Raw genomic sequence first — 24082 nt, 5'->3', positions numbered from 1 at the left:
AGGGATTGTACGAGCGTAGGGCGTTTAATGAGCATTATGGCGGCTATATGGAAATGTTTTATTTGCTAACAGCTGGCGACTTTACAAAATTCCCTCAGGTTGAAAAATGGGACACAGACCGCTTTTTATTCCAAGCCGAATACTTGCTAAGAAAGCGACTTGTTGAAAGCATAAAATAAAAGAATACTAACACTTAAAGAGTTAATGAATGAAATATACAATATCAACGATTGGTTAATAAAAGAGTTTCAAAAAGATGAATTGGTAAACACAATTTCAACTTTGCCAACGCTTCAAATCGATACGCAGATAGCTAACATTTACCCGCTGGTAAACCTTGACCTGCTAGATACTGACATAACAGCAACGCAAATCTTGGCAAACTATCGCATTACTATAGTCCAACAGCGTGACACAAGAACAGACATAACAGACAACAAACTGCTTACCAATTCGAACTACATTGACAACCTGAGCGAGACACATTCAATCGCTCACAAGCTATTAAATAAACTGCTTAGAGGCTATAACGATTTGAACATCGAAATTGCTTCACAATCAACTCTTAGACAATTAAAAAACTGGTCTCGCAATTCGCTTGATGGTGTACAATTCGAATTAGAGCTATCAATACCAAACGAGGGTACAATATGTTAACAGATGCGGAGATTAGAGCAATAGCCCAGCAGATTGTTGACGAATCGAAGCGAACCGCACACGTTGACCAAGGTACGCTTAAGCGTTCCATCAGCTACACAGTTGACAGGGGCAAGTACATTTTTAGACAGATGTATTATGGGTTTTACGGAGAGGACAACCTAAGCGGGATAAACTCGCAATTGGAAGCAAATGCACGACGTTTGATGCCGAAAGGGGTCGAATATCAAGTAATAGGTACAGACTTCAACGGCAAGACCAAAGAAAAGACAGTATTAAGAAGCGGGCGTGCGTTGGAGAAATCACCGACGGCAAAGACCGAAAATAAGCAAACAACATCGAACCTCAGAAAGTTGTTAGACACACTTAAAAGAACACGTGCGAAAGATGGCGATAGCGAGAACGAGAAGAACTAAAGAACAGATTCAAGCCGACAAGATTATCAAAGAAGAACTTTTAAAGCTGGGTGAAATAATCTATGAAGAAGCAAAACAAAATTCACGTGTTGCACGTGACACGTATTACACGACCGACCGAGTGCGCCCAGCTGGAACACTCAACAAAGCAGGGGGAACGCTAAGAGATAGTATAAACTACAGAGTGCAAGGCGATACAACGCTAATGCTTGGACAAGTTTATTACGGAGCATACCAGCAACCAAATGAGTTATTAATGTCAGTTGATAGGCATACGCCCGAAGCGACCAAGACCATTATAACCAACATAACGCAAATACTTTTACAGCCTTTTACAAGTAATGCCTAATTTAACAAATGACTTAAAAACAATAATCGATACACCTGACAAAATCCAATTTTGCAACAGTCCAATCCACATTAGACAAACGGCACTTAACGTTGGCAATCAGATAAAAAAAGTAACACATTATCTTTGGATTTGGAACACCGACCAAAGCAAAACACTTGGCGATGCAAACCAAATAATTGCAAAAGAAATTGTAAGCCGTACAGATGAATACATTACGGTAAATATTGCGGATTTAATCAAAGCTTGGCTTGTCAGTCCTGAGAATGCAAGAAACACAAACCAACCGCAATTTGCTTGGAATCCCTACGCATTGCCAGCCCAAACAGGACAAGGCGTATTTTATCAGTTAATCAGCGAGGTTTTAGAAGAAGAGCCAACAACCAGCGCAATTGTTGCCAGTACGGTTGTCAGCCCTACATATTTTGCTACGCTAGGCTATCGCTGGAACTACGAACAAAATTCGGGTTCAAATAATGGATTGACACCGAATAGTTCAGACATATTTAAAAACACACCTTGCCGATTTTACAACCAGTCAATTGACAACTATTTTGAAAACACTTTCAACCTTGGTCAAAGCGTTGAAACCTGTACAAGCGGTAATATGATATTGCAAAGTAAAATCACACCACCAGCTAGACAAACATTTTGTGCATTGGACAGTTATTTGATTGTCTTTTTAAATAAGCTTGGCTTATGGGATTATGTGACACCGTTCGGTAAAACCATCATTTCGAATAAAGCGGAGACAGCCAACTCTAACCGAATGTTTAGAGACCCAAGCACAATTAACAACTCGCAAGTGCATTCGAGCCTTAGAGATACGATAAACGTTTCTCTGTCTTATATCATTAATACGGGGCATATCGACGAAACAGCAACGCAGTTAATCGAAGAGCTGGTTTACAGTCCAAAGGTTTATTTAATTCGTTTCAGTGGTGAGAAAGTGACCAGCACATTAACTGGGATTACAGTTGATAACACATTTATTACGGTAGATAACACCAACATCACAGTTGACAATGATACCATTACGAGTGAAAGCGTTGGTTATTTTTCAACGTTCCAGCAAATACCCGTAATCATAACCAATCCAGAAGAACTTATAAACCTAACGAGGCTAAACAATAAAGTTAACATCGAATACACCTTAAAATTCGATGAAACTAACAACAAAATATTAGATATAAAATAATGCAACAGGTAGTTACAGAAATTTATATAGCGCCTTTCAGCGGTTCAACGGATTACGTAAAACTAGACCTTTTCAATAATGAATCAATCAATTTAAAATATACTCAAAAAGACCTTACGGATTTGAGCAAAGTTTTTGCGCCTTATTCGCTTTCTTTTACAATTCCAGCAACACCGAAGAACAGACAGGCACTCTTATTTTTTGGTGATACTGACGTACAGAAAGCCAATATTACTGGTTCGTTTCCCTGCAAGATTTATACGGATGGAAATTTAAACTTAACGGGAAATTTCACCGTTGAAGATGCAAAATATGACTTAAATGGAATGACCAATATACAAGGTTCTTTCGAGACAGATTTTAAAAGCCTTAAAGAGCGAATTGGCGATGATTTAATTACAGATTTGGGCAGTGTTTTAACAGGTTCAACAAGCTTGCAATACTCACCAACAGTTGCAAAAAATAGCATTGAATCAAAACAGTTGCTTTTAAAGGAGCTGGGCACGACTAGCGTAGGAACTACTAGCAGAAATGATATTACAATTAATTACATAACACCGCTTGCATCAACTAACAGGGTTTGGAGTTATGACACTACCAGCGACGTAATCGACAACGTTGCATATAGCACGAGTTTTAGCGGGGTAACCAATCAGACTGCTATTTTAACTGAAGAATTAAGACCAGCAATAAGTTACAGGGCTTTGGTTGAAATGATGTTTAAAAAGTATGATTTAAAAGTCAATTTACCGCTTAGAAATGACAAGCTATTTAATGAAATGTATGTTTGGGTTAACGGTGCAACCTCAGACGAAAAATTGAGCAATGACAACGTTTTAAAATTCGGTTCAACTTTCAATACAGCATATCCACAAACGTTCAGCGGTAACATTTTTGGCGTGCAATATCCTTTAGTACCTGACAAATACGAGGGTTCAATTGATTTTGATGGTGCATTGCCTAGAAAATACACAACATCTTATTACACAAGGAATGATTACGATATTATTAAAGTCAATATTGGTGACCGAGCAACCCAAACATTGCCAGGATTCGACGCAATGCTGAGAACCAGCAAATCAATACGAATCAACGTAAGGCTTAAGAACTTGATTTCACAAACGCCAAACGGAAAAATTACAATTTCGTTGCGTAAGCCAAGCGGTAACACATTGCCAGCGGATTGTGAAGAAATTTTAAAATCAACGATTGATTTTAACACGCAGGAGAACAACATTTTTATTGATGTTCCTGACACTGTTTTTGACAACTATACAGTAGATTTTTCACTATACCCAACGTTTGAAGCATACATTTTATTTAAAACAGATTTGGCAGTTTGGGAAGTTACAGACATTTTCACGCAGTACATCTATTTTGCTCCTTATACTGGCGGTATGTTCGACGTTTACGAGGTTGTAGCACAGCGTGCAGTTAGTAACGGAAGCGAAAGAGACAAATCCAGTGGAACACTTGACGTTATCCAGTCTTTGCCAAAAATTAAGGTCGTTGATTTTTTCCAATCATTTCTTAAGACGTTCAATTTATCTATTTACAACCCAATTGTAAATACAAATGAATTGCAGATTTTGAACGTTGAAGACATTAACGAGGTTGATAAGATTTACGGAAAAAAAGAGGTTGATTACACACCATTTGTCAATGCTAAAAGCTTTACAAAATCGGTGCAGGACAAATACACCAAATACAATTTTAAACACGCTACCAGCAAATATAAATCTAACGTTGATTACGTGGCGGGCAATACTGCTAGCTTGGAATACGGACAAGTAACACAAGACAATGGAGCAGTAAAGAAAAGTGAATACAGCGTAATAACAAACTATACGATAATACCGCCCAGAGGTGTAGTAAATACCAACTTGGTCACGTATTACGGATTCAGTAACGAGTTGGAAGAACAGGAAAACCGATACAAGCCGATTAACAACGAATTGGTTCTATTTGTCAACAATGAACTTGCTTTTTTAAATGCTGGCGTACAGCTTGGGTATTTACTTACCGACACAACCGTTGTACCATTAAACAGATATATGTTAATGTTGCCTTGGTTGGTTAATGCAAAGCAATCTTTAGGCTTTAGCGTGCTGGTTGACGATGTAACAGGTAATTTAACCTACAAGGAAAAAACTAGCTCTTTGTACGAGCGTTTTTACTCATCACAAACCATAAGGTTACTTAACGTAAATGTTTTGTCGCATAAGTTCGACTTGTTTTTGCCTAGTTCAGAAATCTATGTTAACCCAACTAGAACAAACGAACCGCCAACAGGGTTTAGACTTCAAAATGATATTATAATTGGTGAAACCCGTTTTAGCGTGCTAGATGCAAACATCGACATTACTACAGGGAAGACCAAATTAACCTTACTTAACTACGTAACACTTGACGATACGGACAAAGAAGTCATTCCAACACCTAACCAATACAGCCCCGAGGGTTACGATTCTACACAATATCAAATACAATAACGAAAACAAAAATATTATGCTAAAAAATGGCTTTAACCATCGCACAATTAAAAGATTTAGTAAATGAAAACTTAGCGGACAATAGTAATATTGAACCTATAGAACATAGAGCCGTTGAATTGGCTTTAATCGACTATTTAGAAACACTTCAACCAATTTCTAGCAGTAACATACCACTAAACAAGGGAATGATTACAGCTAATAACCTTTCAACTGGCGGGGTTGAAGTTGGTATTAACCTTTCAACAACTTTAACGGATAAGCTTAGAACGATAGGCAATATTTCCAGCGTTAGCGTACAGGCTGGGGGTGACTTCTCTATATTTACGGTTACTCTTCAAAATGCACACCCAAATAACAACTACGTTGTTAAGAGCTGGATAGAGATTTGTCCAGTGACCTCGGTTACACTTCCGAATACTTCAACACTATCAAATGCGGTATTTAAGGTTATTTCAAATAACCAGTTTCAAATCATAGTAAAGGAATATTCGAACCAAACGCAAGCCATAAGATTACACTTTGAAACAATGGGTTGCTAATGGCAGAGCAAAACGAAAACATCGAACAAAATATTAATTTACGCTTTGATACCAACGCCAATGAAATACAAAGAGAAGTAAACAACCTAGGTGACGCTATCGACGGAACGACCGAAAGCATAAGCGACAACACTAGCGAGACACAACGTAATGCAGACGCTCAAAAAGCCCTTAAAGCGCAACTAGATGCGGCAATCAAAGAGCTTGCGAAAGCGGCCCAGTTGCACGGTGCGACCTCAAAAGAAGCTATTACAGCGGCCAAAGCAATTAATGACCTGCAACAGCAGATAAACGCGACAACCAGCAGTACGAGAGACTTAAACGCAACCTTTGAACAGGTTTATGGCGAGTTGCAACCACTTACAACACGTATGGGTGAAGCCGAAGACCGTCTTTACGAGTTGGCACTTGCTGGACAAGAAGCAAGCGAAGAATACCAAGGACTTTTACAGGTTGTTGGGGAGTACAGACGTACGCAAATACTAACAGATAGGGCAGTAGATGCGGCGGCAGCGACTTTTAAAGAAAAATTAGGAGCGGCCACACAGATTGCAGCCACTGGGATAAACTTTGCAGCTGGTGCAATCGGTGCTTTTGCCAGCGAATCAGAAGACGCAACCAAAATCCTTGCAAAGATGCAAGCGGCGATGGCTTTCGCTGAGGGTTTAAAAGGAGTTGCGGAACTTGGTGAACAATTCAAGATTTTAAAGATGGCAATTGTTGCCAGTGCGGCGGCAACGAACTTGGACACAGCAGCCGAAGAAAAAAATATCATTCAAAAGGGTATAAACGCAACGGCTACGGGAATACTTACAGCGGCCCAATGGGCGTATAACGTCGCTTTGGCGGCCAATCCAGTTGTGGCAATAGCTTTGGCAATTGCGGCCCTAACTGCTGGTATTTGGTTGCTGGTTTCAGCACTTGCAGCAAGTGAGGCTGCAGAGAAAAAGCAAACAAAAGCGGCCGAAGACAATCTTAAAGCCCAAAAGAAGCTTACAGAAGCTAGAAAAGAAAGCTTTAAAGAGTTGGAGCGACACAACAAACTGCAAGAAGACCTTGCAACGGCATCAGGCAAGAGCGCAAAAGAGGTTAACGCCTTGGCAAATGCTCACATCAACGAAGCCAGCCGATTAAGTCAAAAAAATGCAATGATTGCGAGAACAAACTTTTTACGTGAGCGTTCAATCCTATTAGATTTAAAAGAAAAGGATGCAAGCGAAGAAGCTTTAAAGGCGCAAAAAGATGCAATGTTGAACGCTTACAACGAATTGCAGGATTACAACAAGAAAACCAACGATTTAAAAGAGAAACGAATTGATTTAAATAACCAGTTTTTAGTTGATGAAACAAAGAAAGAAACCGAAGCGAGAAAAAAGGCAAGTGATGACGCTTTAAAAGCGCAACAGGATGCCAATAAAAAGAGACTTGAAGAAGCTAAAAAAGCGGCCGAAGCCGAGCTTGCACTAAAAAAGAAAAATCTCGAAGACCTCAATAATGCAGAATTAGCAGCATTTAGGGCAAATCAAGATATGAATGCCAAGACAGCGCAGGAAAAATTAGACCTAGCCAAAGAACGTGACCTTTTAGAGATTGAAGCATTCAGACAAAAAGGTCAAGACACTGGCGATTTGGAAGCGTTAATTACAGAAAAATATAATACACTTCAACTCGAACTAGATGCAGAAAACAAAGCTAACCAGTTAAAGCAAGACCAAGACTATTGGGCGGCCCAAGCGGATTTAGCCAAAGCGAATGCGGACAAAGAAAAAGAAATCGCAGATAGAAAACTAGCCCAAAAGAAAGCCGAACAGGATTCAATTAACGCTTTGGGTAATGTAGCACTAACCGCAGGTAAATCTTTGTTTGAAAAAAACAAAGCAGTACAAAAAGGGATAATTGTTGCAGATGGTGCGGTAGCTTTGGGAAAAGTTGCGATTAATACGGTTGAAGCAGTTTCAAAAGACAATGCAGCCAGCCCGTTAACGTTCGGTTTGCCTTGGTCAGCGGTTCACATTGCAACGGGTGCGCTTGGAGCGGCCAGCATTATTGCCAGCACTTCAAAAGCATTGCAAGCAGTGGGCGGTGGTTCGGCTGGTTCAGCACCAGCAATGCCCGATACACCAACGGCAAGCGGTGGAGGAACGAGAACACAGGCAACAGCAACACCGCAGGTAAGTTTTCAAGCATCTAGCGAAAATCAAATTGCCAGTTCGATTGCTAAGAACGCACAAGACCAACCGCCAATACAGGCTTATGTTGTTTCGAGTGCAGTTACAGACCAACAAGCATTAGACCGTAAGAAAGTCGAAGCAAATAGTTTCTAAAATAAAAACCCAGAGAAATGTATTAAAATTTAATTTTTTGGATTTTTTAAAAATAAACTAATTAGTACGTTGATATGTGGTTATTTATGTTATTTTTATATCTTGAATTTAACATTTAAACCAGCTAAATATGAAAAATTTTATCTTTTTTTTATTAGTATTATTCTCAAGCCAGATTTCAGGTCAAAATACCTATTCTGGAGACCATTACAAATTAACTATACCAACTGGTTTTGTAGTTTCCTACAAAGAAGGTATGGACGTGTATGCGGCAAATAGTAGTAATAGTTATATTGGATTAGTAGTGGCAAATTTAAATAATAACCCTACACCATCAGATTTTAATAGTCAAGTTCCAAATGAAATGCTTGTTTCAGGTTTATCACAAACACTTCCTAATGTCCAAATTACAAGTCGAGGTACTGGAACTAATTCTAGAGGTCTGAGTTATGCATATTATGTAGTTAATGCTGGACATAATAGCAATAAACTAAAGATGGTTTGCTATTCTTTTTTTAGAAATTATAAAATGTATACACTACTGACAGCGGCAGGAGACAATTTTTATCCATCTACAAGACCTGATTTTCAAATTGCTCTAAACTCATTTAGATTTGAATGATGGTGAGTAATTAGAACCACAATTAGATTATCAATTTTTTAATGAATTGATAATACCGCAATAGAAAGAAATAAAACCCGCAAATAGTGCGGGTTTTTTTATGCTTATTTTTTACGCATAGCGTTTACTTTCAGGCTTTTCGAAACTATAATATATTTATGAAAAAGTATGAATTAGTATTTAACAATGAAGAGCAAGGAGTGTTTAGGGTTTCACTTGTGAAAGACCCAGCAATCGAATCTACTTTGCTACACTTCAACGCTGAGAAACCGCAGATTTTTCACTTTACACAGGACGAAATGCAAATAGTTTACGCACCTGCAATGATACCTAACAAGTTAATCTTTCGAGCAGATGTAAACGGTGAAAATGCACAAGTATTCTACACGTCCGACACCATCGACCAACTACAAAAGAACTACTTCAAAAACGGTCACAACTCAACAACAAACATTAACCACCAAACAGAAGACACAACGGGTGTTTACCCTTTCGAATCTTGGATAGTTCAAGACCCTATAAATGACAAATCAAATGCAATGGGCTTTGATGTGCCAGCAGGTACTTGGATGATGGGTTATAAAATCGACAATGACCAAGTTTGGCAAGACGTAAAGAGCGGAAATCTTGACGGGTTGAGCATTGAAGCAAGGCTTGGTTTTAAAGAGGTCAACAATAATGAAAATTACAATAAGCAGACAATGAACAAAAAAAGCATTCTAAAAACAATTACTGATTTTTTTATGGCTAATGAGGACAAAAAAGAGTTCGAAAGCGGAGATAAAAAAGTATTTGCGATTGAATTAAAAGAGGGCGAAATCTTGACAGATGAAGCGGGCGAACCAATAGCAAATGCAACCGTTGAAATCGATTCAAAGCTTTACAAAACCGACGATTTGGGAACAATTACCGCAATCGAAGAAAAAGCATCTGAAGAAAAACAGGACGCTGAAGAAATGGCTGACGAAAAAACAACTGAAGAAGCACCAACAGAATCAGAAGCGGAAACACAAGAGCCAGTAAAAGCACCGCAAGAAGACCTAAAAGCGGAAAATGAGCAGTTGAAGAAAGACTTAGCAACAGCACAAGAAGAACTAGCAAAATTACAAGCTGAGAAAATCAAAGCCGATACCGAATTAACGGAAATGAAAGCACAGACCCCAGCAACGGAAGCCATCAAAAACGTACCGCCAGCAATCACAAAATCTTATGATGAAATGAGCAACTACGAAAAGATGCAATACAATAAAGGAAAGTAAATATTAACTAAAAAATGGCAATAAATTATAGTGGGGGCAAAAAAAATCCAGACTTAGAGGCAATTCAATCAGAATTATATGCAGATTCTAAAACACTTAGAGATAGAGTAATCGATATTCAAGAGGGCTTTAAATCAGGTGCAGACGTTTACGAATCAAAAGTAAGCGTAACAATGAAAGCAGGTTCAACCGATGCGGTAACAGCTGACGGTTCAATCGGTTTAAACGTTCAAAAAACGGGTGTAGCTTTAAAATCAATCGAGTACAGCGATGTAATTGACGATGCGGTTTTATTCGGTACAAGATTTGAAAAATCAATGGCGACAGGGGCTTTTAACCAAGTATCAAGCGAGTTTGATAAAAAAGTATTAATTCAAGTTGCGCCAGCAATTGGTGAAGACTTAGAAAATCACCTTTGGAACGGTGCAACAACAGCGACAAAATCAGCAGTTGCAGCAACTACAGGTTTAACAGCATCTTTTAAAGCTACAGTTGCAGCAATGCCAACAAGCGAATTTGATTCAATCCCAGTTCGTGCCCTTTGGAATGATTCTAACAGTAAAACAGTTGCGGGTGCAGGTGTTGCGGATTCTGTTAGATTAACTGGTACTACAATCACAAGCGCAAACATTGCGGCTGAATATTCAAAATTATACGCTGGTGCTCCTGACAAAGTAATCAACTCTACAAGTTCAGAGCCTAGAATTTTTGCACCATTGGCACACCGCCAATTAATCAAAATCGCCAACAACTCAGTTGGAGCAGCTCAACAAATCAACTTCTTGGTTGAGGGGTCAGGAGCCAACGAAAAAATCTCTTACAACGGTGTTGCAATCGAGTTTCATCCAATGGTTAATGTTATGATTTTAACATTGCCTGAGTACTTAAAAGTTCTTTTAGACTTAAGCGGTGATGCTTCTTATTTGGAAGTTGACAAGATGGCAAACGGTGCGCAAAAAAGATACTTGAAAAACAAGCAATCAATTGCAACGTGGGTAACTAACCAAAGATATATCACTATCCAAGGATAAAAATAACGATAGGGCTTTTTAATCCAGCATTTACAATGCTGGGTTGATGCTTTATGACAAAAGAAAAATACAGTAAAAATAAATGGGTTGTACTTCAATTTCAAAAAGCCGTAAATTATCTTGTATGTCTTCAATGGCAGGGGTTAAGGCGGTAGGGGTTGCACCTTTCGACAGCTTAAAAAGAATTAGCGTAACTGGTTCAGGTGTAACTTCACTTGCCAGTGTTTACAGCGGTTCAACTATCGCAAGGTTAGAACTTAAAAATACAACTGTTAACTATCTTGAAACTGCAACAGTGGGAGGTGATAACCGTAGCACGTCAGTTGTTGGTGATATTCCTTGCGTTTTCAACGTTGCAAAAGGTGAAGATTTAGACACAGTAAAATTAATAAATGAACTTATAAAGGGCGAGGTTGTTTTATTTATAGAAAAAAATGACGGCTCAATCGTTGCGGCTGGTTCTCAGTTCGGAGCGGTGGCAATTACGACAACCGACCAAACGGGTGGGGCAATTGCAGACTTAAACGGGTTTACCGTAACATTCCACACAGAAGAAGCAGAACTATCACGTAACTACGTATTGAGTTCAGCAGCTTTGGTTGATTATGCGGCAGCAATTAAGCCATACGTATAAGCAACATTTTAAACTAACAAATTAAGGCAGGCAATTAATATGCCTGCTTTTTTTTTCTCAAACAACATCAATATGAAAGTTATAAAATTAAACCAGTTGGAGCAGTTTAAATGTGTTCCTAGACAATACCCAAATTCAACGGACGAGTTAAGCGTACAGCTTAAAAATGAATTGACCAATACAATGATTGATTTGGTGTTTACTTTTTCGGTTTCGACTTCATATTTAACTATAGCAATTACGGACGTTCCCGCAGATTTTGAGAGCGGCAACAAGTATGAAATTACTATAAGCAACATAACGAATAACAACAGCTTGGTTTACTTAGGTAAGCTTTTGATTGTTGACGAAAATACAGATGTACAAAACTATGAGTACAAACAACAAAGCAACAGCCGTTTCGAGTTCTAACTTTTCTTTCGAAGCGAATTTTTTAATGTCTGCTTTTCAACCGATTGATATTAAACCAGCATACGGGCGAAAATGGGTCACAAACGGTGTTAACAATTCAAATTACAAAGTTTATATAGATTCGTACGACGACAGCCCAACAAATGCAAGTATTATAAACGCATTCGTAAACTACATCTACGGTTGTGGTCTTTACGATATAAACGGGCAAAACATAAAAAGGTACATAAGCGATGAAGATGTTTTGCTTTTGTGCCAAGATTACAAATTGTTTGGCGGTTATGCGATTCAGGTTATTTGGTCAATGGCAAAGAAACCGCTGAGAATCGAACGTATTGACGTTTCCAAGCTTGCAGTTAATCTTGACGACTTCAACAATATTAACGGTTATTGGTATAGTTGGGATTGGACAATGCAATACAAGTACAAGCCAAAGTTTTTGCCAGCTTACACGGGTGTTTATAAAGGCGATGATTTAGAAGTGCTTGTTTGCAAGAGACCAGCGAGAGAGCCGTTTTTCCCAATACCTGACTATTTCAGTGGGTTGCCTTGGGCAAGCGTCGAGGGACAACTTGCCAACGCAGCGAAAAACCACTTTTTAAATGCAATGAGCGTGTTAACGGTTATCAACTACAACAACGGACGTATTTTAGATACAGACGAAGCAAAAAAGCAAGCCGATAAGGTACGAAACGATGTAGTAGGAACGGACAACCAAAGTGCCGTACTGGTATCATTCAACGAGGGAATCGAGACAGCCACAACAGTTGACCAGCTTTCACCACCTGAACTTAACCAGCAGAATGTCTTTTACTCCGAAGAAGCCGAAAGAAAGCTAATTATCGCACATAGTGCACCGCCTATCTTATTTGCGGGTAGTACTGGCGGTAACGGTTTCAGCTCCAACGCTGATGAGATAGCAACGGCAACAAGAGGTCTTTTCAGAAGACACATAAACCCAATGCGTGAGGTGATAATCAACGGACTTAACAAGGTTTTTAATGTAATCGATTCAACTATCGAATTGGATTTTGAAGACTTTAAAGAAGAAACAAAACTAGAAAACACCAACAATTCAACAAGGTCACAGGACTTGGAAAATATCAATCTGATTGATAAGCCTGAAAACAATAACGACGAGCCTAAAATCATTGAATAATGGGAAAAATTAAAATCTTAATCAAACCCAACACGATTAGCGAGACGGTTGGCTTTGGTGGAAATATCGACCCCGACCAATTAGCACCTAGCATCGTAATTGCACAAACTACACAGTTGAAAAGGATTTTAGGGATTGATTTATACAACAAAATTTCAACAGATTATAGTGCTGGAACGTTAAGCGGAACTTACGAGACGATTTACACCGATTATGTTATCGATACGCTCGCATTTTTCAGTTGCTCGATATACTTATCCATCAACACCAGCAAGACCACCAACGCAGGAACTTACAAAGTTGGTGCTGAGGGTTCGCAAAATACGCCAGCAAATGAGCTTACAATCTTAGGGAAGACCTACGAAGCGATAGCAATTAGCTACGAGCAGAACTTTTACGACTTCATAGCTAAAAATCCAGTTCCTGAATATGGACAAAATAACGATACTCAAAATACAACCAACCTCATAGGTTGGTACTAATTATATGGCTCAAAAGCATATTAACACATCAACCCCAAATGACAATTTGGGCGACACTTTACGTGATGCTAACATAAAATGTGAGGATAATTTTACCGAACTATACGCTAATAAAGTTGATAAAATCAGCGGTAAAGGTCTTAGCACAAATGATTACACGACAGCGGACAAAACAAAGCTTGCGGGCATTCCATCAGATGCCGAAAAAAACGTGCAAGCGGATTTTTTAGTTAACGACCCCGACAGTGATGCATACATTAAAAACAAACCGAATCTTATAACCTTGATAAACTGGGGCGATATTCAAGGAGATATTGCTAACCAATACGACTTGCAAAATGCCTTAGACCAAAAGCCAGGCTTTGATTACGTTGACGATAAAATTACCCAGTCCGTTAACGCAAATACTTATGACTTTGCACCAAGCGAAGATGCAGTTTATAACGCTTTGACGTTGAAAGAGGACATTGCCAATAAAAACAATGCGAACGGTTATGCTGGTCTAGATTCAAGCGGAAAATTGTTTTCTAGCCAATTGCCAGCACTTGCAATCAGTGAAACATTTGTTGTTGCTTCACAGGGGGCTATGCTTGCAATCTCAGGAGCAGAGTCGGGCGACATTGCAGTTAGAACAGATATAAATAAAACATTCATTTTAAAGCAAAGCCCAGCTTCCACGCTTGCAAATTGGCAGGAGCTTTTAACGCCAACTGATGCAGTTACAAGCGTGTTTGGTCGTACTGGTGCGGTAGTTGCCAATGCTGGCGATTATACAACGGCACTGGTAACAGAAACAACAAACAAAAGATACCAAACAGATGTACAAGCGGCCCGAAATGATGCTACAAGCTCAATTCAAACACAGTTAGACAGCAAAGCTTTAGATTCGAATGTAATTCATAAAACAGGAGATGAAAGCGTAGCAGGGGTTAAGACTTATTTAAATACTCAGGTTTTGAATACTGGCGCACAAATTGGGATGCAGATAACCACAACAAATCATAGAGGTATTCTTGTAAATGTTGGCGGTTCAAACACTGCTATTGATGGAACAAGTGTTGGTTTGATTGGCGTTGCTGGTCGTTCAACAAACAGTACAGGTGTGCTTGCTCAGACAACTAACGGAGTTTACATTGCTGAGTTTTACGGCGGTGGTTCAAGACAAGCTTATGTTAGTTCTGCTGGTGATGTTTTAGCCAAAAACTTTGTTAAATCGGGCGGAACTTCAACGCAATATCTTATGGCTGACGGTTCAGTATCAACGCTTACAAACCCAATTACGGGTAGCGGCACAGTTGGAGTTTTACCAAAATTTACAGGAAACTCAGCATTAGGTAATAGCCTTTTACGAGATAGTGGTGCGGTAGTGACTATAGAATCAACAGGTGACCAAGTACCGTTACGTATAGTTTCAACACTTGGAGCAGACGAATCAAGTATTGGTTTTCAATCCTTAAGCGGAACAAATAGTTATCACGTTCGTATCGGTGCGAAAAAAGAAGATTTGACTTTTACTACTGGAAACAATGAAAGAATGAGAATTTTAGAAAATGGCAGTATTGGTGTTGGTATAAACCCAACTGCAAAATTCGACGTTAATCTAGGTAATGGTGCGGTTTTAAAATTTATAGGTAGTGGCTCACAAGGTGAAATAGTTAGTACAGATGTATCAAATTCAGATTATAAAGATTTATCATTGAATGGTAAAACAATCGTATTTAAAACAGATAACGGTGCACAAAAAGCTGTAATTGATATTAATGGTAATGTTGGTATTGGAATTAACCCACTTGCAAAGCTTGATGTTTATCAAAATAATAATACAACGGCTCTTTTAGTTAAAAATAGTGTAAGTTCTTTTTATGCGGGTAATGATGCAGACGGTGCATATATTGGAGGTTATAGAACAGACAATGTAAATTTTGTTCCATTACAGTTGCAGAAACACGGCGGATATGTTGGTATCGGAACAGGAACACCAACCGAACGATTAGACGTAGTTGGAAATATTAAAGCAAGTGGAAATTTAAAAGCAGGTAGTATTGAATATGGTACGGGTATAAATATTGGTGGAACAAATTTAAACAGTCTATCACGAGGAGGTTTTTTTATTGGTTCAGCTTTAACAAATGCACCTAACGCTGAATGGTGGTATGTAACTTGCGAAATTCACGACGGGGGCGGTTATATAAAACAAACAATAACTTCATACGGTGGTGGAGCAAACCCAATTCCAGCAGGAACAACTTACATAAGAAATTATTTCGACGGTGGTGCTTGGACAGCGTGGCAAAAAGTATCTTTCGATGGGCAAGGTGTTGAAAGTGGGACATACACGCCAATAATTACTTCAGGTTCGAATTGTTCTAGTTTTACACTTGGAACAGCAACGTATATGAAAATCGGAAACGTTGTTAACGTAACTGTTTCAGTAACCTATACGACAACAGCACCTAACACAGCTACAAATTTTACAGTTTCAACACCGTTTAATAAGACAAGTACATCAAACTATTATTGTGGTACTGCAAACATATCATTGTCAACAATTCAAACAATTGGTAAAGTATACTTTCTAGGGTCAAATGGTAATGTAAGATGTGAATATACGTCAGGAGCGGGAAGTGGCAACCCTACTTATGCAACATTACAATTTCAATATTCAACAACACATTAATAATAATAAAAACTTTATTAAGGGCTTGCGTTTACGTTAGCCCTTATTACAACTATAATAACCATAAACAAAATAAAATGAATATAGAACAACTGGCGTTAACGGTTATTTCATTGCTTATCTCAATAATTGGATATTTTTTAAAACAATTGTTTGAGAAAATCCAAAAGCACGATGCTATGATTAACCAACACGCAACATCAATTAAAGTAATTGAAACAGAACATACCAACCTCAATAATAAGATTGATGATTTATTTACGGCAATCAAAGAAGTGAGTCAAGAGATAAAACAGCTTTCAAAAGAACTAAGCAAAAAAAAAGATTTGTAATGATACTTATAAACTACTTAAAGAAACTTATTGAATACAACTCGAATCCGTCATCAAAACGATTCATTGGTTTGCTGGCTGGATTGAGTTTATGCGTTTATATGTTTGTTTTCCCAAGCGATGCGGCCAATAATTCGGTTCTAATTCTTGCATTGGGTGCGTTGGGGATTAATGCGGCTGAGAAGCTAATAAACATCAAGAAAAAATAAAATTAGTCAACTAACTCTTTGAAATAAGATTCAATTAAATTTCTAAAGGTGAGAATGTCACTTTCGAAACTAGCTCCAACAGGGCTTTTGTAAATCCTATTTACCGCCATAGTAATTGATTCAACTTCTTCTATTGGATTGTTGTACAAAATCTCAGGGTTAAATGAACTTTTTTCGTCTTCTAAGTGATTTAATTTATAAAATTCTGTTCTACATACTGCATCGATTTCATCAAATTTATTATGAATTATTCTAAGTTGTACAACAAAATCTTCAGGTAAAAGAATTTTGTTTTTATGACTAAACGCCATCATATTATCAAAATTATTTTGAAAAAATATTATATTATCCTTTAAGCCATTGTGAGTCTTGTAGCGGGGCTGAGTTAAACCAGTAAAAGCAAAATGAAAGTCCACTACCTTATCATATAGGTTCTTTAGTGACTCAATTTGCAATTCAGTATATCTAGTGAATTTGAATTGATTTTTAGCTAAATCATTTTTGAACTTTTCAACTGTTTTTTGAATCCTTTGATTTTGCCATAGTTGGTATAAATTAATTGCAATAGCAATAATTATCAAAATCCAAGAAATTTTATCAGTAGGATTTTTTGCCAGTTTTTCTATTGGTTCGGTTAGAGTTTGAGTCATTTATGTTTTTCTTAATTTTAGAAATGATGTTAGTTAATTTGCCTTCAATATTTTTGTTTTAAACAAATATAATAATGATATCGATTATATTAAAATCAGAAAAGTAAGACCAAAGAACAGTAATATAATTAATGCTTTAATGATTATCATTTCAATTTTTGATTCTTTTTCAAACTCATTAAAGTGGTTTCGTATTTCATCTTTTACATCAATGTATTGTTGTTCAAGTGACTTTTTCATTTGGCTTGTAGTTAAATTCAACATAAAGTAAAACGTAAAAATTTTAATTTAATTACGGTTTTCCGTACCTCAGATATTTTGTTATAAATTGGAACAGTGATTTTTATTTCGAGTGTTACGTGTTGTGCTAATTTTGTCTTTTTTAAAATTTTAGTGAAGATGAAAACAGATGTAGAAAAAGCAGTTGAAGTAGATGCTTATGTACTTAAAGCGTCAGGATTGATAAAGGATAAAAGAAGCTATAATGCCCTTATGAACCTACTTCAAACAGGTGTATTGATGAATGAAAGACTAGGCGAAGACGATACGGTGGTTCTTTGTAAAATTTTAATTGTGATGAAATTTTCTTATGAATTTATACCGTATGGCGTAAGGTTAAAGGAAAATTCAAAGCTAGATTTTTATAATAAGGTGATGTACCCGCCAAAGGTGGAATATAGAAATTATAGTGATAATGTGCTTCGAGTTGGTAAAGAAGAAAGAAGCACAAGGCACTGGGCGCAAGATATTTTAGCCAACAAAGAAGATTCAAAATAATTTTGTAAATTTGAGTATAACCCATAAAAAGTGAATCTATTTATGTGCTATTACGTTGACCAAAAAGGTAGTAGGAGAGATGTAAAAATACGTTTCAACATCGCCATTAACGATACGGGTAAGTTGTACAATGGTGTATTTGTAAAAGGATTCGATTATCCAAACTTGCCAATTATTTCAAATGACAATCCTAAAGAGCTAACAACAAATTTAAATTGGGGGTTAATGCCGTCTTGGGCTGGAATTGGTCTATTAGAATTTAGAAAAGGAAAACTTAACGCTCGAATCGAAGAACTAAACGAGAAACCAAGCTATAGAAACATAATTGAAAATCGTTGTCTTATAATTATAAGTGGATACTATGAATAGCGACCACTCTAAAAAAAAAAAATAATGAAAAGGATTTTATTAAAGGTACGAGTTATATTAGACTATAGATTGTCTTTACTAATAATCATTTAAAATCATCACAAATGCTTTTTTCAATTTTTCATTTGGTATTATATGAAATTTGATTCCTTTCTTTTTTTGTATTGCCCCTTCAATCAGCATATTTACACTTTCAGCACTGGTAATTTTGTATCCCATTCTGTTTAAGCTTTTTAATATTTCATTACTATAATTAATTGTTTCTTCACCGCTTTCACACGTAATATTAACATCATAATTCATAGGTATTTTACTCTTAATCAAGTCGATATCTTCGGATGTCAGATGTCTATCAACGATTGGGATTTCACTGTAGTTGTTCACTGTTTGAACACCATTATTGACACCTGAATTTATGATTCCATTGTTTATAATATTTTCTTGTGGTTTGATAGCTTCACTTTTGGTTTCAGAACTTTTTGCTTCGTATTCCCTTGACGAAGTACTAAGTTTTACAGGTGTATTTTTGTTCGAGTTATTTTGAACATTTTTATCTCGATTGATAAAGTCACCTTTTATATGATAAACATTGCTCGGTTTTTCAATTTCCTTCTCTACTTTTTTATTTGATTTTTCTTCTTTCTTTTCTACCAATTGTGTTAAAGAAGCAAATGCAACACTGAGTATGGTAAATACTGAAGCTAAAGTTTTGTATGTTTTTTTATTATTTCTGAGAAATAATGCAAGGATGCCGAATACGGCAATACAAATAAAACTAATTGCACTAAGGATTAATAAAGTGGTATACATAAAATATTAATGGGAGTATTTTTTATACGAAAATAGTAAAATATATCTGACACCATACTAAAAAGATAAATGATATATTTGAAAAATATTACATTAAAAATAAAATGTGTTAGTAATAAGTGTTAGTAACTTTCTATGTTATTACATAGTTTATTGATAATCAATTTTTTAAACTAGTTTAGAATCAAATTTAGCATTTTAATTTTAAATCAGTTTAAGTTTACTTACTTCTTTGAAGAGTGCTTTTCGGTCTTCAATTCCATTTGAACCCCCGTTTATTTTCTTGGTTACTTTCTCGATACTTAAATCATTGTTCGAAGTGATAACTGTATTAATGTTGTTCCTTTGCCAGTACCATAATGCGCTAACTAAAGCGTTAACTTCGCTTAGTAATAGTTCGGACTCACTAATTATGTTATCGTTGTTTAAATGTTTTGCTAATGCTTCATAATTATTGCGGCCTGTTAACTGTATAAACCCACGACCACGATAACGCCAGCCGTCACCGCTTTCAACGTCCCCATTTCCCATTCTGTTTGCGTAAACTAGGTTTGCTATCTTTTCGGGATTGCGCTCATATTGTTTTGCAGTCTCTAAATCTTTGAAGTATTTAGGGAATATCTTTAAAAGCCTTTCGGCTGAGTAGTTGAGATTTTCGGCACGTGGTACTAATTTCGATTCGTGGTAGAGTTGCGACCAAAAATGAACACGTTTTAGTTGCGTATCTAATCCGTAACGATTCAGTACGGTATTGTATTTTGTATTTAGTTGTTGAATTAGTTCATTCACTTAGTTTTAAAGGTTAATAGCTTCGTTATTTTTTAGCATTGTTGAAAGCTTTTCGACTATTTTGGCATTTGGGTCGAATGAGTTTTTAGGATAAGCGTTACTTTCAAAATCAGGAATCAGATTTGTAATATCCCAAAATCTCGGTTTGTCGGTATTGTTGTAAAAATTGATGTAATGAATGTAAATTTTAGCATTCGGATATTTAAGCTGTAACTTTCTTTTAGTTTCAAATAGTCCTCTGATTTTTATTTCTTCTAGAATCCAGCTGTCATATTGGTTGTCGCCTTTGTATCTGTTTTTTATTTCACCAATTACCATATCTCTAGTAGAACCAGTGTAATAACCAACATCCCAAGAAGCTGATGTGGTTCTTGAAAATCTATTGATTTGCCAATCAGGTTGCTGGTTGGTTTGGAAGTTTTGGAACTTATCACGTCCAATCTTTTCGTCTATTGATATGCTTTGGTTTATTTCATTTGCTGTCATAATTTATCGTTTATTAATAAATATAAGCTACAAGTGAAAAAACTAAAGTTTACTCAAAAAAAACAAAAATAATTAGGTAAGATTAGTATCACACATAGAAAAAAGAATAACTTTGAAATTAACAAACAAATAAATTGCAGAACCGCAGATGAGACCAAATAAATTTACACAAAAAACGACAACAACTTATTATCACATCTCGGCAATAAAAAATAAAGAAAGTATACTAGCTAATGGTTTAATCTCTGACGAATCAGAAATTTTTCTTTGTACTAGTTTTGACCAATTAAAAATGATTGCTTTCAATCAGTTGTTTTTAAATGAATATTCAATTTTCGAAGTGTCAACAGAGGGGTTGACAGGAGAAATTATTCAAGATAACGTAGCAGAAGTTGGTTCAGGTTTTCAATATATTGTAAAGCAGAATAAAATTGAAAGTAAGTACTTGAAATTTGTTAATGATGCTAAATTTCACTACTTCGATTTGGCAGAAGATACCAACAGAGTTAAAGCTAGAGTTTTTGGGATGGATGAAGACCAATACATTGAAATGCTGGTAAGCACAAACGAAAAGTGGTGTGAGCATTATAATGCTAAGTACAATAAGAATATATCTTACAATCAACCAAAAGTATTTAATCCATAAATAGAAAACCGTCTTATTAGACGGTTTTTTGTTATATGGCTTCGAAGAACATTTTTAGAGCATTTAAGAATCTCTTTTGCTTTTCTTGTCTTGTTGGTTCGCTTATCGCTTTTTCGATTGCTTGCGGTCGTCCTGCGTGCGAATCTTGAATGTCTTGTATTAAAGATTGGCGGGTTTTGTTTTCGGTCACCGTGCAACCAATTAGCGTGCCGTTGATGTATTTGTATTCTAAACAGTTGTTATTTTTGAATGTGTATTTGTAAACGATGCCCGTTTCGAAATACATTGCAATCATCCGTTTGTAGTATCTTATTCTTATTGTTTTGTTGTGCTCATTTACGATTGTCGTTACAAGCTTGTTTTTGTTGAACTTTCTTTTTGTCATTCATACTTGAAATTATTTCTCGTTATTGTTGCGCTGGTTGCTATTTGGGTAGTTCTTTTTTTAGGTCTTGAACTGCTGACCAAAAGCCCTCAAAATCATTATTTACTAAACCTCGTATTCTATCCATTATTATCTTGAAGTGTAGAGCGTCCCTAAATATATTGTTGGTCAGGCTATGAAAATCGGCAGGGATAATTGGCAGACCTTTTGTGCCGAAATGAAACTTACTTTCAAACTTGGCTTTCATTTCCGCTTTCTTTACGTCTAGCTTATCCGTAGCGACCTGCTCAGGTTGTTGGACTGACTCGATTGGTTCGGCTGGTGCTCGTTGTTCCACATCAACCGCTGGCGTTGGCTGAGGGTCTTGGACTGGTTCAGGCGTTGAAGCTGGTTCTTTCTTTGTTCGAGGCTTGCGTGATGCTTTCGGTTCGGCTGGTGCTTTAACCAATTCGATTATTCTATCAATATCGATAGCTAAGTCGGTCGATGAACCACGCCCAACACCGTTAACAACATCGTTTGCTTTGTGGTCGGGTATAACAATCCCTAACGTCGAAAGCTTAAGCACGATATTGCTAACGGTCTTTGATTCAATCCCTAAAAGGTCGGCAATCTTGCCGAACGACATTTTAAATGGTTGGTCGTTATCTTGGTAGGCTAAAACCAATTCGATTAACTGCTTATCGGTTGAAGATATTTTGCTAATCTTATTTAGAACTGGGTAGCTCTTTATGAAATTTCGTTGGTCTGTTTCTTGTTGAAGTTGTTCAAGTCTTGTTTTTTTTCGTTCTGTAGACATTCATTTTTATTCTAGTATTGTGTTATGGTCTAGTTTTTTACTTGGACTAGAAGCTGGCAGGAGCTACCCGCCAGCACCAAGGATTTTTAAATCTTTTCTGATTTAAGCAAGTATACTTTTTTAATTTGGATAAGTCAACTTTTTTAAGCTATTATATTTTTTTACAGCAGATATAAATTCATTTATAACAGAAAATGGTTTGGCTATCACTTCCTATTTTTGGGAACTGATTTTTATATCATATCCTATTTTTAGGAAGTGTTTAAATTCGGTATTATGTCCCTTATTTGGGTAATCAGTTCCTATTTTTAGGCTGACCACTTCCCAAATTTAGGAAAATCACTTCCTATTTTTAGGAACTCTATATAATAAAAATTATAATACAAAAAATAAGATATAATGATAAATATATACAAAAAGGAAAAAGAACTAAAATATTTTTATTGGTAATGAAGTAATAAATAATGATTGAAGTATTGTTATTCCACTACGTTACATAACATACTTCAATGTAAAATGCGGGTTGGTTAGATTTTAATTTGTTTTTCATTTCAAAGTAAGATAATCTTTACTTCAACGCATAGCTGGTGCATACTTGTTGAAAAGCAAATATGACAACCACAGACTTCAACATATTGAGCCTGTACGATGGTATGAGTTGCGGGCAACTGGCACTTAACCGAGCAGGAATAAACTACACCAACTATTATGCAAGCGAGATAAACCCAGCACCAATAAAGATAACACAATCCAACTACCCGAACACTCACCAGCTGGGCGACGTAACCAATATCAACTCAAAGGAATTACCACACATCAACTTACTTCTTGGCGGTTCACCTTGCCAAAACCTGAGCATAACCACAATCAACAACATCAAACACAACAAGGGACTGCAGGGCGAAAAGTCCAAGCTCTTTTACGAGTACTTGCGGATACTCAACGAGACCAAACCGCAGTACTTTCTGTTCGAGAACGTGGCAAGTATGACCAGCACCAACAAGGAACTGATAACGCAAGCCCTCGAAGTCGAACCGATACGCATCAACAGCAATCTAACCACAGCGCAAGACAGAGACCGTTACTATTGGACAAACATACTCAACTTGACCCAGCCAGCGGATAGTGGCGTAATCCTTGCCGATATTATCGAGCCAAGCGTTGCGGACAAGTATTACTACACGCAAAGCCATACGTACCACGGTGACCACGAAAAGGTGCAAGCAACACTTCACATCAACGGTCACGATATTCTTAAGCGTGTGTACAACCTTAACGGCAAGTGTGGGACGTTAACGTGCGTAACTGGGGGCAACCATCAGAAAAAAGTTTTTGAGGGCGGAAAATGCCGAAAATTAACCCCAACGGAATACGAGAGGTTGCAGAACGTGCCCGACGGCTATACGGTAGGGGTCAGTGATACGGAACGATACAGTATGTTGGGTAATGGGTGGACTATCGATGTGATAGCTCATATTCTGAGGGGAATAGCAGAAAACACACAATGGTAGTTGCATATCTCAAAAGAAAAGTGTACCTTTGTGTTGTGGTTTATTAAAATTTATCTAAAGTATGGT

27 protein-coding genes are annotated in these 24082 nt (G+C 36.9%); 21 read left to right on the top strand and 6 right to left on the bottom strand.

Annotated features, from left to right (window positions below; genetic code table 11):
* The first annotated feature begins 204 nt into the window (after positions 1-204).
* The 17 genes from QE431_RS11075 (at position 205) to QE431_RS10995 (ending at position 16794) form a co-directional block, all read left to right on the top strand.
* The gene (locus QE431_RS11075) at positions 205-657 is read left to right on the top strand and encodes a hypothetical protein (RefSeq protein WP_307295736.1); all 453 of its coding nucleotides are present in this window, start codon (positions 205-207) and stop codon (positions 655-657) included.
* Positions 651-1073 carry a hypothetical protein gene (locus tag QE431_RS11070; protein ID WP_307295734.1) on the top strand — a complete coding sequence of 141 codons (423 nt, stop codon included), beginning with the start codon at positions 651-653 and terminating at the stop codon, positions 1071-1073. Before QE431_RS11075 ends, QE431_RS11070 begins: the two co-directional genes overlap by 7 nt.
* Positions 1045-1422, top strand: a complete 378-nt coding sequence (locus QE431_RS11065) for a hypothetical protein (RefSeq protein ID WP_307295731.1) — start codon at positions 1045-1047, stop codon at positions 1420-1422. Before QE431_RS11070 ends, QE431_RS11065 begins: the two co-directional genes overlap by 29 nt.
* Positions 1415-2620, top strand: a complete 1206-nt coding sequence (locus tag QE431_RS11060; protein WP_307295730.1) for a hypothetical protein — start codon at positions 1415-1417, stop codon at positions 2618-2620. The genes QE431_RS11065 and QE431_RS11060 overlap by 8 nt, the downstream gene beginning before the upstream one ends.
* On the top strand, positions 2620-5112 hold the full coding sequence (locus tag QE431_RS11055; RefSeq protein ID WP_307295727.1) for a hypothetical protein: 2493 nt from the start codon (positions 2620-2622) through the stop codon (positions 5110-5112). Before QE431_RS11060 ends, QE431_RS11055 begins: the two co-directional genes overlap by 1 nt.
* A gap of 26 nt (positions 5113-5138) precedes the next feature.
* Positions 5139-5654 carry a hypothetical protein gene (locus tag QE431_RS11050; RefSeq protein ID WP_307295726.1) on the top strand — a complete coding sequence of 172 codons (516 nt, stop codon included), beginning with the start codon at positions 5139-5141 and terminating at the stop codon, positions 5652-5654.
* Entirely contained in the window at positions 5654-7978 is a 2325-nt protein-coding gene (locus QE431_RS11045) for a hypothetical protein (RefSeq protein WP_307295723.1), read from the top strand. Before QE431_RS11050 ends, QE431_RS11045 begins: the two co-directional genes overlap by 1 nt.
* Positions 7979-8108: 130 nt before the next feature.
* Complete coding sequence (locus QE431_RS11040; RefSeq protein WP_307295721.1) at positions 8109-8600, top strand: hypothetical protein; 492 nt, start codon at positions 8109-8111, stop codon at positions 8598-8600.
* Between the two features lie 158 nt (positions 8601-8758).
* On the top strand, positions 8759-9859 hold the full coding sequence (locus QE431_RS11035) for an XkdF-like putative serine protease domain-containing protein (protein ID WP_307295720.1): 1101 nt from the start codon (positions 8759-8761) through the stop codon (positions 9857-9859).
* 14 nt (positions 9860-9873) lie between these two features.
* Positions 9874-10890: a hypothetical protein gene (locus tag QE431_RS11030; protein WP_307295718.1), complete on the top strand. Its 1017-nt coding sequence runs from the start codon at positions 9874-9876 to the stop codon at positions 10888-10890.
* An 82-nt stretch (positions 10891-10972) separates the two neighbouring features.
* Complete coding sequence (locus QE431_RS11025; protein WP_307295716.1) at positions 10973-11524, top strand: hypothetical protein; 552 nt, start codon at positions 10973-10975, stop codon at positions 11522-11524.
* Between the two features lie 72 nt (positions 11525-11596).
* Positions 11597-11935, top strand: coding sequence for a hypothetical protein (locus QE431_RS11020; protein WP_307295714.1), 339 nt, complete (start codon positions 11597-11599; stop codon positions 11933-11935).
* On the top strand, positions 11895-13094 hold the full coding sequence (locus QE431_RS11015; protein ID WP_307295712.1) for a hypothetical protein: 1200 nt from the start codon (positions 11895-11897) through the stop codon (positions 13092-13094). Before QE431_RS11020 ends, QE431_RS11015 begins: the two co-directional genes overlap by 41 nt.
* On the top strand, positions 13094-13576 hold the full coding sequence (locus tag QE431_RS11010) for a hypothetical protein (protein WP_307295711.1): 483 nt from the start codon (positions 13094-13096) through the stop codon (positions 13574-13576). Before QE431_RS11015 ends, QE431_RS11010 begins: the two co-directional genes overlap by 1 nt.
* Positions 13577-13580: 4 nt before the next feature.
* Entirely contained in the window at positions 13581-16253 is a 2673-nt protein-coding gene (locus QE431_RS11005) for a pyocin knob domain-containing protein (RefSeq protein WP_307295710.1), read from the top strand.
* 77 nt (positions 16254-16330) lie between these two features.
* Positions 16331-16585, top strand: coding sequence for a hypothetical protein (locus tag QE431_RS11000; RefSeq protein WP_307295707.1), 255 nt, complete (start codon positions 16331-16333; stop codon positions 16583-16585).
* A complete protein-coding gene (locus QE431_RS10995) occupies positions 16585-16794 on the top strand; it encodes a hypothetical protein (RefSeq protein WP_307295705.1) in 210 nt (69 codons plus the stop codon). Before QE431_RS11000 ends, QE431_RS10995 begins: the two co-directional genes overlap by 1 nt.
* A 2-nt stretch (positions 16795-16796) precedes the next feature.
* Here the strand turns inward: QE431_RS10995 and QE431_RS10990 are convergent, their stop codons facing one another.
* Positions 16797-17444, bottom strand: a complete 648-nt coding sequence (locus tag QE431_RS10990; RefSeq protein ID WP_307295703.1) for a hypothetical protein — start codon at positions 17442-17444, stop codon at positions 16797-16799.
* A gap of 399 nt (positions 17445-17843) precedes the next feature.
* On the opposite strand from QE431_RS10990, the gene QE431_RS10985 reads away from it, so the two are divergent.
* On the top strand, positions 17844-18221 hold the full coding sequence (locus tag QE431_RS10985; protein ID WP_307295702.1) for a hypothetical protein: 378 nt from the start codon (positions 17844-17846) through the stop codon (positions 18219-18221).
* A 42-nt stretch (positions 18222-18263) separates the two neighbouring features.
* The gene (locus tag QE431_RS10980; RefSeq protein ID WP_307295701.1) at positions 18264-18590 is read left to right on the top strand and encodes an SOS response-associated peptidase family protein; all 327 of its coding nucleotides are present in this window, start codon (positions 18264-18266) and stop codon (positions 18588-18590) included.
* Between the two features lie 78 nt (positions 18591-18668).
* On the opposite strand, the gene QE431_RS10975 is transcribed toward QE431_RS10980, so the two are convergent.
* From QE431_RS10975 to QE431_RS10965, 3 genes are all read right to left on the bottom strand, one after another.
* Positions 18669-19400, bottom strand: a complete 732-nt coding sequence (locus QE431_RS10975) for a hypothetical protein (protein WP_307295699.1) — start codon at positions 19398-19400, stop codon at positions 18669-18671.
* 204 nt (positions 19401-19604) lie between these two features.
* On the bottom strand, positions 19605-20189 hold the full coding sequence (locus QE431_RS10970) for a glycoside hydrolase family 19 protein (protein WP_307295698.1): 585 nt from the start codon (positions 20187-20189) through the stop codon (positions 19605-19607).
* 6 nt (positions 20190-20195) lie between these two features.
* Entirely contained in the window at positions 20196-20675 is a 480-nt protein-coding gene (locus QE431_RS10965) for a hypothetical protein (RefSeq protein WP_307295696.1), read from the bottom strand.
* Between the two features lie 148 nt (positions 20676-20823).
* On the opposite strand from QE431_RS10965, the gene QE431_RS10960 reads away from it, so the two are divergent.
* Positions 20824-21321, top strand: a complete 498-nt coding sequence (locus QE431_RS10960; RefSeq protein WP_307295695.1) for a hypothetical protein — start codon at positions 20824-20826, stop codon at positions 21319-21321.
* Positions 21322-21352: 31 nt separating this feature from the next.
* Here the strand turns inward: QE431_RS10960 and QE431_RS10955 are convergent, their stop codons facing one another.
* Together QE431_RS10955 and QE431_RS10950 are read right to left on the bottom strand one after the other, a co-directional pair.
* Positions 21353-21706 carry a hypothetical protein gene (locus tag QE431_RS10955; RefSeq protein ID WP_307295693.1) on the bottom strand — a complete coding sequence of 118 codons (354 nt, stop codon included), beginning with the start codon at positions 21704-21706 and terminating at the stop codon, positions 21353-21355.
* Between the two features lie 40 nt (positions 21707-21746).
* Positions 21747-22505 carry a hypothetical protein gene (locus tag QE431_RS10950; RefSeq protein WP_307295691.1) on the bottom strand — a complete coding sequence of 253 codons (759 nt, stop codon included), beginning with the start codon at positions 22503-22505 and terminating at the stop codon, positions 21747-21749.
* 611 nt (positions 22506-23116) lie between these two features.
* Between QE431_RS10950 and dcm the strand changes: the two genes are divergently transcribed.
* The gene (dcm, locus tag QE431_RS10945; protein ID WP_307295690.1) at positions 23117-24016 is read left to right on the top strand and encodes a DNA (cytosine-5-)-methyltransferase; all 900 of its coding nucleotides are present in this window, start codon (positions 23117-23119) and stop codon (positions 24014-24016) included.
* Positions 24017-24082: the final 66 nt, after the last annotated feature.

Origin of the sequence: Flavobacterium sp. SORGH_AS_0622 (assembly GCF_030818825.1) — a bacterium.
GTDB lineage: Bacteria > Bacteroidota > Bacteroidia > Flavobacteriales > Flavobacteriaceae > Flavobacterium.
Note: the sequence above shows the minus strand (reverse complement) of the source record. Positions and strands in the feature narration are given on the sequence as shown.